Here is a 15771-nt window from a genome sequence, read left to right on the forward strand (position 1 = left end):
TATATCTATAATCGAAACGAAAAGTGAAAAAGGGGCATGGTTGGGCGAAAAATTTTCGGCACATACTACAAAATGCGTAATGATGAAAATTAGTAAGGAAGCACAAGTGCCTTCCTCATGCTTTCTTGATGACTTATCATAATTATGATAAACTTAAATCATTAAAATTGAGGAGTGGTAATATGCGCCACATTAGACCCATATCTGATTTACGAAATCATTTTGCGGATATTTCCAAAACGGTTCATGAAGATCAAGAACCTGTCTACCTTACAAAGAATGGCTACGGTGATATGGTTGTCATGAGTATTGAAGCTTATGAACAAAAGCTGTTTGAAAGTGACATATATCTGAAGCTGAAAGAAGCAGAGTTAGATGCAAAATCGACTCAAACACGACATACGCACGAAGATGTTTTTCGAGATATACGAAAAGGGCTTTCCGAAAAGAGCAATGGTGAAAATGTATAAAATTAAATATCTTCCAATTGCTAAAAAGGATTTGCTAGAGATAACAAGATATATTAAGGATGAGTTACACGATTCATTGGCAGCCATGAATTTGATTGATGCTTTCGATGCGTCCATTTCGCGTCTTCAGGAATTTCCATATTCCTGCAAGGTTTATCAAACAACTGCTCCGCTGGATACAGAATACAGAGTCCTTCCTGTTAAAAAATATTTGGTATTCTATACTGTTCTCGAACACCAGGTAGAAATTCATAGAGTCATTTATGCTAAGATGGATCTGAATAAATTGATTAAATAGTGAATAGCAAATGCGTTTAACCAGGACTTCAGGATCGAGTATGCTGGGGGATGTTAACTTGCTCATTCCTAAATAGTACTTACTTTTCACCACCAAAAACCACGGGGGTGCCTATCATATAGGCATCCCCGTGGTTTTACTGTCAAAAAAATCGTTGCGCCATTCGACAAAAACCGGGAAGTGACAGGCACTTGTCGATTAACGCACTCACCCGCCCACTTGGAACAGCTCAAACTCTGCAATCAGTATCGAGTGGTCGGAGTAGTTTTCTTCTCGTTCATGATGGGAAAATTGAGTGTCTGTCAGATGATTGGAAAGGCTGGGGGATAAAAACACATAGTCCAAGTGAAATCCATTCTGTTTATGACTGAACCAGCTGTAATCCAGGTTTTCTCCATGGATGTCCTTCCAGGCATCTGTCCATCCACCCTCCAAGAGCTGCATAATATAATCACTGAATTTACGTGGTGCACTGCTTTTTTCATCCGGCCTTGCCGTATTAAAATCACCAACAATCATCGCGCGATCATTCCGACGACGATACGCATACCGAGTGATCTCTTCCCCAAAAAAGCGTTTGTCATATGTTTCATTCACATTTGGCACATGAATGCCGAGCACATTTAAATCAAACGAAGGCAAATAAATCTCATGCCATCGATGCGAACCGTGTTTTTTTGAAAATGGCGCGGCGTGTGCTTCAAACGGATAAACAGAAGCGATGAGAAGACCATTTTCCTTATTAGGCGGCTCTGAAGAAAGTGTATACGACCACCCAGCCTGCTTCAAAGTCTTCATAAGTCCCATCCCAGCTTCATGATCTTTGTATTCAGTAAGTACCACCAAATCCGCTTGATGAAAAAGAATCGCATCAGAAATCTGCTGCATAGCCTTTTTGCCACCCTGCCGAATGTTCCATGTCATGACTTTCAAAGATCCGATTTGAATCCACCTCCAACAAAAAAACACACGCAGCTAGTGTTTTTTATCCTATTATTAAAATATAACACACGTACAGTGTGTTTTTTCTCAGTTATAAGCGAGATTAGGACGCATCCTACACTGACTGACCTCTTGTTGGACCTCCCTGCGCATTGTGATGGGTACAATAGGATATTGGGGTAACCCCCCGTACCTTCAGAGGAGGAAATTATGGTAAAATGGAACACACAACAGTAGTTTTCCTGTCCAAGGCATCTATGACACAATCCTGGCATTTGCCAACCAGTGTGTAAGACCAACATCCATAAAGAGGTGACATTATGTATGTAAAATGCCCCGAATGCAAAAGTACAATTAAAATTAAACAAAATGGTCATGGTCACTGCAAGTGTGGAGCTCATGTAAAATTTTTGAATGAAAAGTAGAACAAAGATTGTATTCACTTAAATAATTGCGCAGTAAAAGGCAAGATTAATACATGCAATAACACTTTTAGACGAGAAAATATTGTTATCCATATCAACCCTTAACCCCAGCAATACAAAAATGAGGAAGCACGAGTGTCACCTCCATGCTCCCCAACCATAAAAATTCTTTTCCCATTTATTTCTCTCATTCTAATCCGCAAGCTTTTTTCCTTTCATATCTATTTATCTTTGAGATCTACATCAATAAGTTTAGTATCGTTTTTAAGTGATATTCCCTTTTTAGACTTATCCAGCTTAAATAGGTCTTCTACATCCATTCTTGAAGTTTTGTCCTTAACAAGGTCAACCGTTTTTTCTTCTAAATCAGCAAATTCTTTAGCTAGTCTCTGAAGTTCATTTATATTTTGCTCAGCTTGTTGTTTATAAAATTCTGCTTGAAACTTATATTCGTCTCTTTCTTTTTCTGTTTCAGCAGTGTATGCCTTATCCATATTTTCTTTAGCTTGGTTAAAATGTTCATGTGCTCTGTTCTTTTCCTTCTCGGACATGTGTGTGTAAAATGTCTTAACCAATCCCCTTACAATGTCCTCACCGTATACTTTTAATAAGTTAATGATTACTGGAAAAGCCACTTTTATAAACCACTTTTTAAGTTTACTCATCATTAATCTCTCCCTTTATATTACCACTCACATTTACTTACCCTAACTCCACCTCTCCAAACATCACCGACTTTAACGGTAGTCCTAAATAGGCAACATGCGGAGGGTTCTTTTCACAACGATATGAACATAATTGACCTACTGTAATGTATCGACTCTGAACCAGCCTTCCAGATTGAATATTTCCACAGCAATGGTTTAAAACAACGTCATCCAAGTTAACATCCGCTTTCTATGACAGGCCTATATTTAAACTTAAATTCCATATCTATCCCTTAAATTGCCCATTGCAGTGTCTCCATCTACAGTTCGACCTGCTTTTACATCTTCCAAGCCTCCCATAACCACTTTAGCTTCACATATTTTCTGCATGCTTCTTTCATAATGCTCAATATCCATAACTACCAAGTGGCTATAACCGTTTTTGGTTACAAACACAGAACCGTTTTCTCCAACACAACGCCGCTTCACTTCGGTCGTATTCTTCAAGCCGCACATAGGAATGATCTGCATCAAATCCTCTCTTTTTTTGTAGCTATAATTATATCCCAAATATTGCCGTAAACCAACGAAATAAAGTAGAATATCACTGGTTAAAATTGCCCGACACCATTCGACAAAAACCGGGAAGTGACAGGCACCACCCGTGTTCGAACACCTAAAAAAAGAAAGCGTGGGGTCCCCCCCCGCGCTTCCCACTCTACAACACCGACTTAATCTGCCGGCTATACAAATACCTAACTACCACAAAGTAAACAATCTGTATCCCCAGGAACCCGCCCAAAACCAGCCCCGATTCTGTAAACAGCTGGTACTCAAAGAAATGTGCAAGGGCTGTGAGGGCTACGGCTCCGTGGATGAGTGCTACTGCGATGGGGGCGAAGAACAGGATGGCGGTTTGTCTGTTGATGACTTTGCCGAGTTCTTTGTCTGTCAGTCCCATTTTTGCGATGGCGCTGAATTTGGCTTTGTCTTCGTCCAGGTCTGAGTACAAGCGGAAGTATAGGAAGCTTCCTGCTGCGACGAAGAAGACGATGCCGATGAACAAGCCAACGAAGAGGATTGGGCCATAGGTTTTGTTGATCATATACATGACGGCGTCAATGGCTTGGAATGCAAATGGCGGAACCTCGTCCATTAATTGGGTTCCGGCTTCCACGACTGCATCACTTTGTCCGTCTGCGGCTTTCCATACCCAGTTCTTTTCTGTGCTTTCCGGCTCTGGCAGTTGCTGATAATCCGCTTCGGCCACAATATAATAGCCTCTCAACTCTGGTAAAACTGCCTCATTTTCAATCGTCCGTGCTGGCGTCAGCTGGTCGCCATTTTGCAGCGAGATTGCATTGTTCAGCATATCTTTTTCTCCGCCATGCGCGGCTAACACCCGATCACTTGGCTGGACTGCGAGCGCCTCCCCGTTTTCAACAGAGACTTTGCCCGCCCCCATAACGTCAGCAAACTGATTGTACATCGACGCGCTGACAACAAGTGTACGCTCACCTGAAATCGTATAATACTGCAATTCGCTGGATGTTTTTTCAGCTTCAATATTGTATTGGTCCAGTGTGCTTTCAATGGTCTGGATATCTTTTTGCGGATCCGCCTCATCCTGCATGTCACCGTGAAAATAAGTGAATGAATACGGATTCGTTTCTTTCATTCCGGATGTCAAATAGGTCTGGAATCCGAATAATGTACCAATGGCACTGAAAGCAACAGTGGAAATAACTGCAACCATGAAGAACGTTCTTGCATTATCTTTCATGCGGAAGGACAAGTCTGACAGCAGGAGCATATTTGTCTTCTTCCAAAAAACAGCTTTTCTTTTCTTCAAACGATGAATCAGGTACACACTCAGCTGTGTAAAAAATAAATACGTGCCAAGAATAACGACCACAATAACGGGCAGCATGACATAGATCACCATCGCGCCTTTTGCCCATAGCGCCGTCACATAGCCTGCACCCAGAAGCAGTGCGGCAATAATGGTCAGTGTGACAGATGCTTTTGGTTCCTCCTTAGGCTTCTGGCTGCCTTTGATCAGCTCGGTAAGTTTTCTAGAACGAAGGAAAAAGGTCACAAAGAAAGAGATGATCAAAAAGAGCAATGTAAACGAAACAAAGGTGATGATGATGGCAAGCAATGGAAAGTAAAAATGTAATGCCTGCTCGATAATCAGCACTTTTTCAGCAATCATCAGGATCGCTTTGGCAAACAACAGGCCGATGCCAATGCCGATCACTGTCGCGAGCAGACCGATCAGCATATTTTCCAGGAATACCATCAGGCGGACTTGCCGCATGGACATGCCCTGCATCATGAGCAGCCCGAATTCCTTTTTCCGTGATTGTAGGAAGGCGCTCATCGAGTACAGGACAAAGAATAATGAGAACACATAGATGATGCCGCCTGCGATTCCCATGCCATACATCACTTCTGATCTCATGGTGTCTCCCGTCAATGCGGGATGAAAAGCAAATATCGCAAACGTGAAAAATATCATGACGGTGAACATACTGCTCAGGAAATAGGCGGCATAGAGCCGTTTGTTGCGGAGGACGTTATTAACGACGAACTGTCGGAAAGTCATTGTCATTCCCTCCCAACAAGGAAAGTGTGTCGATGATCTTCTGGAAAAATGCTTGCCGGCTCTCACCCTGATGGATCTCCGAGTAGAACTTGCCATCCCGGATGAAGACAACTCTGTCACAATAGCTTGCCGCCTGTGGATCATGTGTCACGAGCATCATCGTCGTTTTTTCCTTTTCATTAAGGGACACAAGCATTTCCATGACATCTTTGGAAGCTTTTGAATCCAGATTTCCCGTTGGTTCGTCTGCGAGCAATAGCTTTGGTGTATGGATCATTGCCCTGGCGATGGCTGCCCGCTGTGCCTGGCCGCCGGATATTTCATATGTCCGCTTATTCATGATAGGCGTGATCCCAAGTGTGTTTGCAATCGCATCGGCCTTGGCTTCCATATCCTTTACCTTTTTCCCGTCAAGGGTTAATGGAAGCACGATATTTTCTTTGACTGTGAGGGTGTGCAGCAAATTGAAATCCTGAAATACAAAGCCAAGTTCCCTTCTGCGGAACTGGGCCAACTGGTTTCGTTTCAAACGATGCGGATTTTCCCCTTCAATCTGGATGTTGCCTGTTGTTGGTTCATCAATGGTGGCAATCAGATTGAGGAGCGTTGTTTTCCCGCTTCCGGACGGGCCCATGATCCCGACAAATTCGCCCTTGTCTATTTCCAGATTAATATCCGTTAAAGCTCTATATGCGACCTTTCCTTCATAAATTTTACTGACTTCGTTGACTTTTAGCATGTCAATACCCCTTTCTGTAGAGAAGCTGTTTCTTGAAAACAACTCATAAAAAAGCTCTACAGATAGTGTAATCCGTTTTGTTCAAAGCTGCGATGGGATAACCTTTCATGAAGCTTACATTTTTGTAAGGATTATAAGTCTACAGTTTGTGATCGGGTAAACAGGATCCGGAACGTGCTGCCTTCCCCTTCTGTTGAATCCACCTCAATCGCATGTCCCAGGTAGTCCGCAACTTCCTTCGTTAAATACAGTCCCATGCCGGTCGATTCCCGGAAAAGGCGGCCATTGTCTCCGGTGAAAAAAGCCTGGAAAATGCGTTTCTGATCATGCCACGGAATGCCCACGCCATAATCCGTTATTTCTAAAACGGCAGCGCCTTCCTCCGTTTTATCGAGCACAATTTCTACGCGGTTGCTTTTGCCGGAGGAGTACTTGACGGCATTTTGCACAAGCTGGTTCACAATAAAAAACAGCCACTTCTCATCCGTTTCGACGGCAACAGACTCACTGCGGATATGCAGTCGGGGATACACCTGGTTACGGATGTAAAACCGTTTATTTTCTTGGTTAACTTCGTGCAGCAGCGCTTCAAGCCGGACAGGCTTCACATGGAAGTCATCCTGGATCGTGCGGAGCCGCGCCATGTTTAATACGGTATGGAGCCCATTTTTAATCCGCTCGGTCTCCTCCCTGATATCAGAGGATTCAGGTTCATCGAGGTTCTGTGCTGTCAATTCAATGACGGATAACGGCGTTTTCATCTGATGGACCCACCTGTCAATAAATTGGCGGTGTTCATCCTGGGCATCTTCCGCCTGCTTCAGCTGCTCCATAAACAGCATGTAATGACTTTTCGTCAATTGATCCAATGCCCTGCCGACCGGGGCATCACTGGTTTTTTCCAAAAGTTCCTCAAGCCGCTCTGCCTTTGCGGAAAGGCGCTTATAGACTTTGTGACGTGTGGCGTATTGAAAAATTAAATAACTGCCGAGAAAAAACACGGCTACGATGATGCCGTACAGGAGAACCGAGTAATCACGATACCCGCTGATCAGCAACAGAAAAGTAAAAAAGGCAAACTGAACAATATGAAGGACAATTAACAGCGCATGTTCTTTCAGAAACAGTTTCATTCATGGCTCTCCTCCCATGTCGGCCGCAAACGGTATCCCGCCCCGCGGACGGTTTCCACGGCCCCTTCAATACCAAGCTCCTGAAACTTTTTCCTGACCCTGGTAATATTAACGTTCAGCGTATTTTCATCGACATACGTCTGCTCGTCCCACAGCTTTTCCAGCAAATCCTCCCTGCCCGCCACACGCGGATGACGTTCCAGCAGCGTTGCCATAATATCACTTTCATTTTTCGTCAGCAGAACGGTCTGACCCCCAAACCGCAACTCGAATCTTTCCGGGAAAAGCTGAAGACCGCCCATTTCCAGTATTCTCTCTCCCCGGTTCCTCGCATATTCACCGTATGCCCGCCGCAGTTGACTGCGAATTTTCGCCATGACAACATCCGAATGAAAAGGCTTGGTGATATAATCATCCCCGCCATTTTCAATCGCCATCACCTGATCCATTTCACCCGTTCGCGCAGAAATGAAAATCACCGGACAAATCGATTCCTTTCGTATTTGCCTGCACCAATAATAGCCGTCAAAATACGGTAAATTGATATCCAGCAGGACAAGCTGGGGCTGGTGCTTCACAAAGCTTCCCATAATATGTTCAAAGTCTTCCACAATCGCAACGTCAAATTCATATTTTTCAATATAACTTTTCAGATGGGAAGCAATTTTCGGGTCATCCTCTATGATCATGATTTTAGTCATCGTACATCTCCTTGTTTCTGTGTCATGATGGATTGATTATAACATTTTCGGGGAGGGTGGGAGGAAACTCCAGTGATTAGCGCGCGAATTCCACTGATACGCTCACAAACTTCAACGATAAATCGGAAAACTCCCTGAATACCAAGTTTGAGAAACCATGATACGGCACTCGCGTTTCCTCAAACATTTTAAAATCCTTGTAGATTTAACAAGCAAAAAATGTTCATTTTGGTTTAACAGTTACACAAGGATTGTAGAAGATCAGTTGAGTGAAGCAGATTTTGTGGGAGAATGATTTAAAACACACAACAGACCGGATGAGAAATCCAGACGTTGTGTGTTTTTCTGTGTAGTAACTTTGTTATATTGCTCTACAACGATGTCGACCTCAGCAGGATAAAGAGGGGAATTAACATCTCTTAGCTCTGTACGTTCAACCACCCGTCTGCTCCCCAAAAACTTGTTCTTCTAATTCCTGCCGCTCCTCTTCTAAACTCTCCCACTCATAATAGTCTGTTAAAAGATCTGGTTTATCACCATCTACCTCTTTAATAGCCTTTTTAACTGTCCCTGCCTGATATTTTATTTGAAAAGATAAAATTTCTTCCATAACCTCTTTTAACCGTTCTTCGGGTTTTTGATGAAGTAACTTTTGTTGTTGATACATCATTTGAATTTTAATACTATAAACGGGATCTTTCCATAATGGGATCATGTGTTTAGGAATTCGCCGATGTGAACGATGATTCATATATTCAAATCCGCGCTTCACATAATTATTAATCGTAACAGTCGATACACCAAGCTGTTCTGCAGCCTCACCAGGGGTAATTAGATATGAATCATGATATTCAAACTGTATATTTGTTCCGCCAATCTCATAAAACCACTTCTCAAAATCCACCTTAAATTTACCAAATTCAATATCTTCAACGGAGCCATTGGTGATTGTATCAATCTGCTTTAGCCAATGCAATAAAGCTTCATGGTTTTTTTCAGAAGTAATAAAGGATTTGTTAAAATCCAGATGGTTTATATCTGGGACAACACGCTTAAGCCGATCTTTAAACAATTCCATCATGAACATAGCCACAGTACTTAGAATAGTAAAGGTTTCCTTTTCAATTTTTGATTGATTATTTTCTTTGTATGCAGCATCTATATCTTTGTCAAATTCCTCTAGTATAGCCACACTCATAAATCCCACTCCCTTCTCACCTCCATTATAACTTATATTTACGATATGTAAAGATCATTAACTTTATGATAAATTATTATGGACAATAAACGTACAACATATACACCAGAAGGAAGCATGGAGACGGTACGTGCTTCCAAGCAAATAGTACGCACTTTTCACCACAAAAAAATCACAGGAATCCCTATCAAATAGGCATTCCTGTGATTTCTACTGTCAAAGAAGCCATTAATTGGCTCTTAACCAATCAAAACTCCATAGATAAACCAATGAACTTCCCGGATACAAGCTCAAACTCCACGAATACACTCACAAACTCCAGCGATACAACCGAAAACTCCCCGGATTCCCAACACGTTATTCCTCAAGCAAGCTTTCCAAAACCCTTTGTGATTGCAGTGCTTGTTCCCCATCAATCATTGGCTGCATGTCCTGCTGCAGACAATCTATAAAGTGTGTAACCGCCCCTGTAAAACCACGGGTTGTCAACATTGTTTCCCAGGTCCCCTGTTCTTCCCAATGCAGTATACCATCTTTTTCTGTTTCCACCGTGCGCATGTTTTTGACACGGGTGATGGAATCCAGGGCGACCACTTCCAATTGTTCCAGGTTGGTACCGGCTTGGCGGTGCATTCCGGTTTGGTAAACGATCTTGTCATCTGTTTCAAACGTATGCTGGGCATAAATGAGCTGATCTGCCTCATTCAATTGCAGCCGCGGATATACGAGCTGAATTTTCTTTCCTTCTGTTAACCAGCGCACGGTATCTATCAGATGAAGATAGTCATCAAGCATCGTCAACTTATAATCCGCTCCTATTCCATTCACATGATGTTTTTCAAAACGGACGGCAGAGGCATGGGGGATCTTTTGCTTTGCCTTTATGTATTGTGGTGCAAAACGGCGATTGAAGCCAACCATCAGCTTTCTGCCATGTTTTTTGCTTACTTCAACCAGCTCTTCCGCTTCTGTAACGGTTGCCGCCAGCGGATTATCCACATATACATCCTTGCCATCTCTCAATAACTCCGCTACCACTGCATAATGAGATGTAGTCGAACTATGCACAAAAACAGCATCACAGTCAGCAGCAAGCTTTTTCACACTGGCGTATTCCTCCATACGGTACTCACTGCAGATTAAATTTCGTTTCTGCACATTTGGGGTAAAAGCACCTGCAACCTCCCAATCAGTCTCCTGTGACAAAATCGGTAAATATGCCTTTTGGGCAATTCCACCGAGCCCTATAATCCCAATTCTTGGTTTTCTCATGATTAGCCCTTCTTTCCAGCAGCATAACAGAACAGATTCCCCATACCTTTATGACATCGTATCATGGCAGTCCATTCCCTGCATCCCGAAAAAGTTCCATTCCTCTGTATCTATTATAAAAGATCATTGAGGAATTCTGAGCACCCCATTGTGCTTCCCCAGACAAAATTAAAAAACATGCCCTGTTATTCCTCAAGTTCAGGAAAACAGGGCATGTTACCACTAAGCACAATGGTCGGTGTATCTCAACATAGTTGTTGTATTTAATAGAAGTTAGGGACCGACACCCTAAACCCTCTATTACAAAATAGATGGCTTTGCGCCATTAAGCGGATTTGTCTGTTCAATGGCCAGTCCGGTATTGAGGACAAGGTCTTCTCTGAATTCGGGGCCTGTGATTTGAATTCCGCACGGCATGCCATCGATGAGACCGCATGGTACGCTCAGTGAAGGGAGACCTGTCAGGTTCCCCGGGATCGTAAGTCTGATGACGTTGGTTAGGAAATCGACCTTTTCACCGTTCAAATCGGCTTGACTATCCCCAATATTGATTGGCATTACCGGTGATGTTGGTGTTATGAGGACATCCACTTTCTTGAAGGTGTCCCGGAATTCCTTTTTGACCTGCTCCCTCACCTTTAACGCATCGGCATATGCCTGTGAGGAAGGGAAGGCGCCCATTTCCAGCATACCTCGGTTATCTGCACCAAAATCACCGGCGCGCTCCAGTACATTGTTCATATGAACAGCAGAGCCTTCTGACAGTGTGATGGTAAATCCGGCATGACCCGTTTCTGACATTGATGGAATGCTGACCACTTCTACTCTGGCCCCCTGTTCAACAAGGGTATTTATGGTTTTTCGGACTAATGCGTCAATCCGGTTGTCAATCTGGTTGAAATAGAAATCTTCCTCAACACCGATAACCAAATTTTTCACATCCCCATCAAGGACACGATTGGAATCGGCTGGGTTTCCGTCCCCTTTTCCCGCGATAATGTTAAATAGACCCGCGGTATCTTTGACCGTTTTGGCCATCGGACCGACATGGTCATGTGTCCAGGAGAGCGGATAAACGCCATGTGTGCTGACACGTCCGTATGTAGGTTTTAAGCCTACGATACCGCAAAAAGCAGCAGGAATACGGATGGACCCGGCCGTATCGGTTCCGATGGATGCCATGCTTGCATGCGCTGCAATGGCAGCCCCTGAACCGCCGCTTGAGCCACCGGGGATTTTGCTGAGTTCCCATGGATTATGTACTGCTCCGTAATGCGGATTGTCGCTCGTCAGCCCCATCGCGTATTCATGCATATTCAACTTCCCGGTAAGGATGGCACCCGCTTCCTTAAGTTTAGAAATGACACCGGCATCATAGGGCGCAATAAAATCCTGATGGATCTTTGAAGCCATGGTCGTGAGCTTATCTTTCATGAATATGTTGTCTTTAATGCCCATTGGTATACCATGATACATCCCGCGATATGTCCCGTTTGCGATTTCCGACTCAGCCTGTTTTGCTGCAGTTTCTGCTTCTTCTCGATAAGATGAGATCGTCGCATTTAATTTTTCCTCACAAGCCTCGGCTTGATCCAGCACAGCCTTTGTCAATTCGACCGGTGAAACCGATTTTTCTTTAATGAGTGGTGCCAGTTCTTCTACAGGTTTTACAACCAAATCATTTTTCATTATCGTACCCCCAATTACTTTATATATTTTTTCATTAGCTATATCCGTCTATTATCCTACCATTAGTAGGGTGCTTTGTATAGTAAATAGGGGGTGGAGAGCATGGGGACGGTATGAGGCTACTGAGAAAGATGACTTTTGCAGTGGCCTCGGATGGTGCTCGCGCTTCCTTACTCTTATGACTTGCTTAGGAAGCATGGGGACGGTACTCGTGCTTCCTTCCCTTATGATTTAATTGAGGAGAACCGTTGAATTTTATTTATGTAAATATGCTTAATCCTACTTGAAGGTTACACATGGTAAACACAATCGTACATCTGGTGAAAAAATTCGCACACAAGTCCCTTAGTGTTCAGAACTGGCATGAACTGTAAATTTTGGTGTGTCAGTTACAACCACTTTAGGATGACGTAGAATTGGCGTCAAATATATACTAAAACATAAGCAATATAAGCACCAGGAAGCACCAGTACCGTCCCCATGCTTCCACAGCCGCTTATTTTCCAAAAAAGATGAAAGCTTGGTTCGTGACGGTCCCATTCTTATGCCTATCATTTTTGACTTCAAAAAGTGGCTGCATGGGAGTGATGTTCACGTGAAAAGGATTAAAAGTGAGTAGGGGTATACGTGGGCGTTCGTATATATGGGGGGAATTGTAGATTGACCGATTAGGGACCAACAGAGTTCGATGGCATGTTTTACCACCCGGGTCCACATGCCTATGCTCTGTTTTTTATTTTAAATATCTCTCGATCATGCTCAGTTATTTTCTTATCAAAATAAGTAAGATCTTCCTTTGTTGCAAGGTGTTCGAAGTTTTCTATTGTCTCAGTGTGGTATTCGGTAAGTTTCCCAGTTTGCTCGTAAATAATTTGTAATTTACCTTCCATGCTCGTCAGGCGACGGGATGTCTCTTTTTGTTCAGTCTTAACTTCAACCATTTCTTTTTTCAAATCCTGGATACCAGCTAAGATCTGTTGAAGCAATTCTTTTTCCATTCACAGCAGCCTCCTAGTTAATCAAATATTTGGGGAATAACAGCCTCTTGAACAATACCAGCGTAACTTATTCCTCCATTATTTTTAGTTCTCCATATGTATTATAGCATAAAAGGTCTTAAGTCTTGTGAAGTATATATTTGGAGACATTTTTTAGATAGTGTGCGATTGACGGCAACTCGATGGATGCTATCTAACAACAGACACAAGGCATGGTAAACATAATCGCACACCTGGTAAAAGTCTTCTGTAAGTCCTTAGTATTCAGTTTTAACGAGCAAAAACTGTCCATTTTGGTTTAGCAGTAAGTGGGAAGCATGGGGGCAGTACTCGTGCTTCCAAACAAATAGTACGCACTTTTCACCACAAAAAGTCGCAGGGATCGCTATCAAATAGACAACTCTGTGATTTCTACTGTCAAAGAAGCCATCAACTGGCTCTTAACCAATCAAAACTACATTGATAAATCAATGAACTTCCCGGATACTAGCTCAAACTCCATTGATGAACCAGTGAATTCAACTGATACCAGACAAAGCTCCCCAGATACGCTCACAAATTTCAGCGATACATCCGAAAACTCCCCGGAGACCATAGAAACAGCATTCGCGCTCCCAAAAGTTTCAAAACATGGTGTTGAAGTTCAAGGTTAGACCCGGGACTTAAATCTTCTATGACCTCCACAGCATTACAGATTTAATGTTCTATTTTTATTATAAAAAACCCCTTCAGTCCTTTAATCTGAAGGGATTTCTCAAACTTTATATTCGCATTCCAGTACTTAAACAACCAACCACCTTAAAACGTAATAATCGGTTTAATGGTTTTACCGCTCTTGGTATCCTCTAAAGCTTGATGTATTTCATCAAATGAATATTTCTGGATCAACTTATCAAAAGGAAACTTGCCCTGTTTATACTGTTCGATTAATTGCGGAATGAACAAGGAAGGAATAGACAATCCTTCTGTTACTCCTACAATAGAACGATTTGGCATGACAAGGTCCTGATGAATATGAATGGGGACTTCTCCTCCGACAGCTACAACGGCTACTACGCCGTCTACCGCCAAACACCGTATAGACTGAAGGACGATATCGGGTACACCTGTCGTGTCAAAGGCATATTGTGCGCCTCCGTTAGTGATTTTGGAAATCTCCTCGAGCGTATCTACTTTCTTGCCATTCAACGTATGGGTGGCACCCAATTCTTTCGCCAAATCAAGGCGTTCCTGGTTAATATCAACTACAATCACATTCTCACAACCTAGCTGACTGGCAACCATCACGCCACTCAATCCAACAGCTCCGGCGCCAAATATAACGATGTCAGAGCCGTACTCCGGTTGTAATTTGTTCGCGACTGTCCCGGCACCCGTCTGAATGCCACAACCCAGTGGGCCCATTATGGACAGATCAACATCTTTATCGACCTTAACCAAGTTGCTTTTGTGCGAAACAGAATAGGTTGATAAAGAAGATTGACCAAACAGCGTGGCCACAGACTCTTCTTGTTGCCGCATGCGCATGGTTCCATCTCTCATTGTTCCTTCAAAATTTAGCTTCCCGAGGTTTTCACAGCTGCCTGGTTTACCTTTCTTACACATCTTGCATTCTCCACAAAATGCAAATGCAATAACCACGTGATCGCCTTTCTCAAACTCGGTTACCCCGGGGCCAACTTCTTCAACGATGCCGGCTCCTTCATGTCCCAACACAATTGGTAATGGTGTAGGCACTTCCTGGTTTAAAACACTCAGATCTGTATGACATATCCCAGTGCCAACTAACTTAATCAAAACTTCATCTTTATAAGGACCTTCAAGCTCGATGTTTTCTAATTTCACATTCTGATTTTCATCTACTAGAGCACCTGTAACCTGCATTTTGGTTCCTCCTTCATGTTTTAATCCATTTATTCTATCACGCCTATTTAATCTGCAAATCCAATCGGTGGCAGATGATTCATGAGTGTGATCATTTTTGATTGAGTGTACATATCCAAGGCCTCTTTGCCATATTCACGGCCGAGTCCACTGTTTTTATAGCCGCCAAAAGGAGCGCCTGTTTGGAAATTATTGTATTCATTGACCCAGACATTACCCGCTTGGAGAAGGTTGGCTGTTTTCACTGCATTTTCCAGATTCGTTGTAATCACCCCAGCGGCTAAGCCATATTCTGTGTCATTTGCTTCTTGAATCATTTGATCAAAATCGTTCCAGCGTATCACGGAAAGAACGGGGCCGAAAATTTCCTCCTGTGAAATTCTCATATCGTTTGTTGCCTCAAATATGGTCGGTTCAATGAAATAACCATAATCGTTACCCTCGACATCTACTTTATGTCCGCCTGTTACTAGTTTGGCATTCTCTTGCTTACCGATATCAATATAATCCATAATACGCTTACCTTGTTTCTGGGAAATTGCACAGCTGATTTGCGTATTTGGATCTGCTGGATCACCTATTTTTAATGATTCAACTTTTTTAACCAGCTGCTCCATAAACTGATCATAGATGTCATCATGTAAAAATAATCGTGTGCCTGTATATGGTAACTTAAAAGTGAGCCACCATCGCAGTTGAAAATTGAGCCACTCTAATAGAAAATATACCCCTAATGAAATATCAGGGGGTTGAACTCGGAGTGATCA

15 protein-coding genes are annotated in these 15771 nt (G+C 42.8%); 2 read left to right on the forward strand and 13 right to left on the reverse strand.

Annotation, left to right across the window (positions count from 1 at the left end; all coding sequences use genetic code 11):
- Positions 1-182: 182 nt before the first annotated feature.
- Positions 183-470 carry a type II toxin-antitoxin system Phd/YefM family antitoxin gene (locus tag JNUCC1_RS04250; RefSeq protein ID WP_156644286.1) on the forward strand — a complete coding sequence of 96 codons (288 nt, stop codon included), beginning with the start codon at positions 183-185 and terminating at the stop codon, positions 468-470.
- Complete coding sequence (locus JNUCC1_RS04255; protein ID WP_156644287.1) at positions 463-768, forward strand: type II toxin-antitoxin system RelE/ParE family toxin; 306 nt, start codon at positions 463-465, stop codon at positions 766-768. The genes JNUCC1_RS04250 and JNUCC1_RS04255 overlap by 8 nt, the downstream gene beginning before the upstream one ends.
- A 207-nt stretch (positions 769-975) precedes the next feature.
- Here JNUCC1_RS04255 and JNUCC1_RS04260 read toward each other — a convergent pair whose 3' ends face one another.
- From JNUCC1_RS04260 to JNUCC1_RS04320, 13 genes are all read right to left on the reverse strand, one after another.
- Positions 976-1692 carry an endonuclease/exonuclease/phosphatase family protein gene (locus JNUCC1_RS04260; protein WP_156644288.1) on the reverse strand — a complete coding sequence of 239 codons (717 nt, stop codon included), beginning with the start codon at positions 1690-1692 and terminating at the stop codon, positions 976-978.
- A gap of 664 nt (positions 1693-2356) precedes the next feature.
- Entirely contained in the window at positions 2357-2803 is a 447-nt protein-coding gene (locus JNUCC1_RS04265; RefSeq protein ID WP_156644289.1) for a hypothetical protein, read from the reverse strand.
- A 252-nt stretch (positions 2804-3055) separates the two neighbouring features.
- Complete coding sequence (locus tag JNUCC1_RS04270) at positions 3056-3352, reverse strand: hypothetical protein (RefSeq protein ID WP_231746978.1); 297 nt, start codon at positions 3350-3352, stop codon at positions 3056-3058.
- 148 nt (positions 3353-3500) lie between these two features.
- Positions 3501-5390, reverse strand: a complete 1890-nt coding sequence (locus JNUCC1_RS04275; protein WP_156644291.1) for an ABC transporter permease — start codon at positions 5388-5390, stop codon at positions 3501-3503.
- Entirely contained in the window at positions 5365-6129 is a 765-nt protein-coding gene (locus tag JNUCC1_RS04280) for an ABC transporter ATP-binding protein (protein ID WP_156644292.1), read from the reverse strand. Before JNUCC1_RS04280 ends, JNUCC1_RS04275 begins: the two co-directional genes overlap by 26 nt.
- Before the next feature lie 131 nt (positions 6130-6260).
- Positions 6261-7262, reverse strand: coding sequence for a sensor histidine kinase (locus tag JNUCC1_RS04285; RefSeq protein ID WP_156644293.1), 1002 nt, complete (start codon positions 7260-7262; stop codon positions 6261-6263).
- Positions 7259-7963 carry a response regulator transcription factor gene (locus JNUCC1_RS04290; RefSeq protein WP_156644294.1) on the reverse strand — a complete coding sequence of 235 codons (705 nt, stop codon included), beginning with the start codon at positions 7961-7963 and terminating at the stop codon, positions 7259-7261. Before JNUCC1_RS04290 ends, JNUCC1_RS04285 begins: the two co-directional genes overlap by 4 nt.
- Positions 7964-8396: 433 nt before the next feature.
- Positions 8397-9161: a helix-turn-helix domain-containing protein gene (locus JNUCC1_RS04295; protein ID WP_156644295.1), complete on the reverse strand. Its 765-nt coding sequence runs from the start codon at positions 9159-9161 to the stop codon at positions 8397-8399.
- 357 nt (positions 9162-9518) lie between these two features.
- Positions 9519-10433 carry a Gfo/Idh/MocA family protein gene (locus JNUCC1_RS04300; RefSeq protein ID WP_156644296.1) on the reverse strand — a complete coding sequence of 305 codons (915 nt, stop codon included), beginning with the start codon at positions 10431-10433 and terminating at the stop codon, positions 9519-9521.
- A gap of 300 nt (positions 10434-10733) precedes the next feature.
- Positions 10734-12122, reverse strand: a complete 1389-nt coding sequence (locus JNUCC1_RS04305; protein ID WP_156644297.1) for an amidase — start codon at positions 12120-12122, stop codon at positions 10734-10736.
- Positions 12123-12841: 719 nt separating this feature from the next.
- Positions 12842-13120 carry a hypothetical protein gene (locus JNUCC1_RS04310; RefSeq protein WP_156644298.1) on the reverse strand — a complete coding sequence of 93 codons (279 nt, stop codon included), beginning with the start codon at positions 13118-13120 and terminating at the stop codon, positions 12842-12844.
- Between the two features lie 798 nt (positions 13121-13918).
- Positions 13919-15004, reverse strand: coding sequence for an NAD(P)-dependent alcohol dehydrogenase (locus JNUCC1_RS04315; RefSeq protein WP_156644299.1), 1086 nt, complete (start codon positions 15002-15004; stop codon positions 13919-13921).
- Between the two features lie 47 nt (positions 15005-15051).
- The gene (locus tag JNUCC1_RS04320; RefSeq protein ID WP_331713717.1) at positions 15052-15744 is read right to left on the reverse strand and encodes an aldehyde dehydrogenase family protein; all 693 of its coding nucleotides are present in this window, start codon (positions 15742-15744) and stop codon (positions 15052-15054) included.
- Positions 15745-15771 lie beyond the last annotated feature (27 nt).

The organism is Lentibacillus sp. JNUCC-1 (assembly GCF_009741735.1).
In the GTDB taxonomy this organism is placed as follows: Bacteria; Bacillota; Bacilli; order Bacillales; family Amphibacillaceae; genus Lentibacillus_B.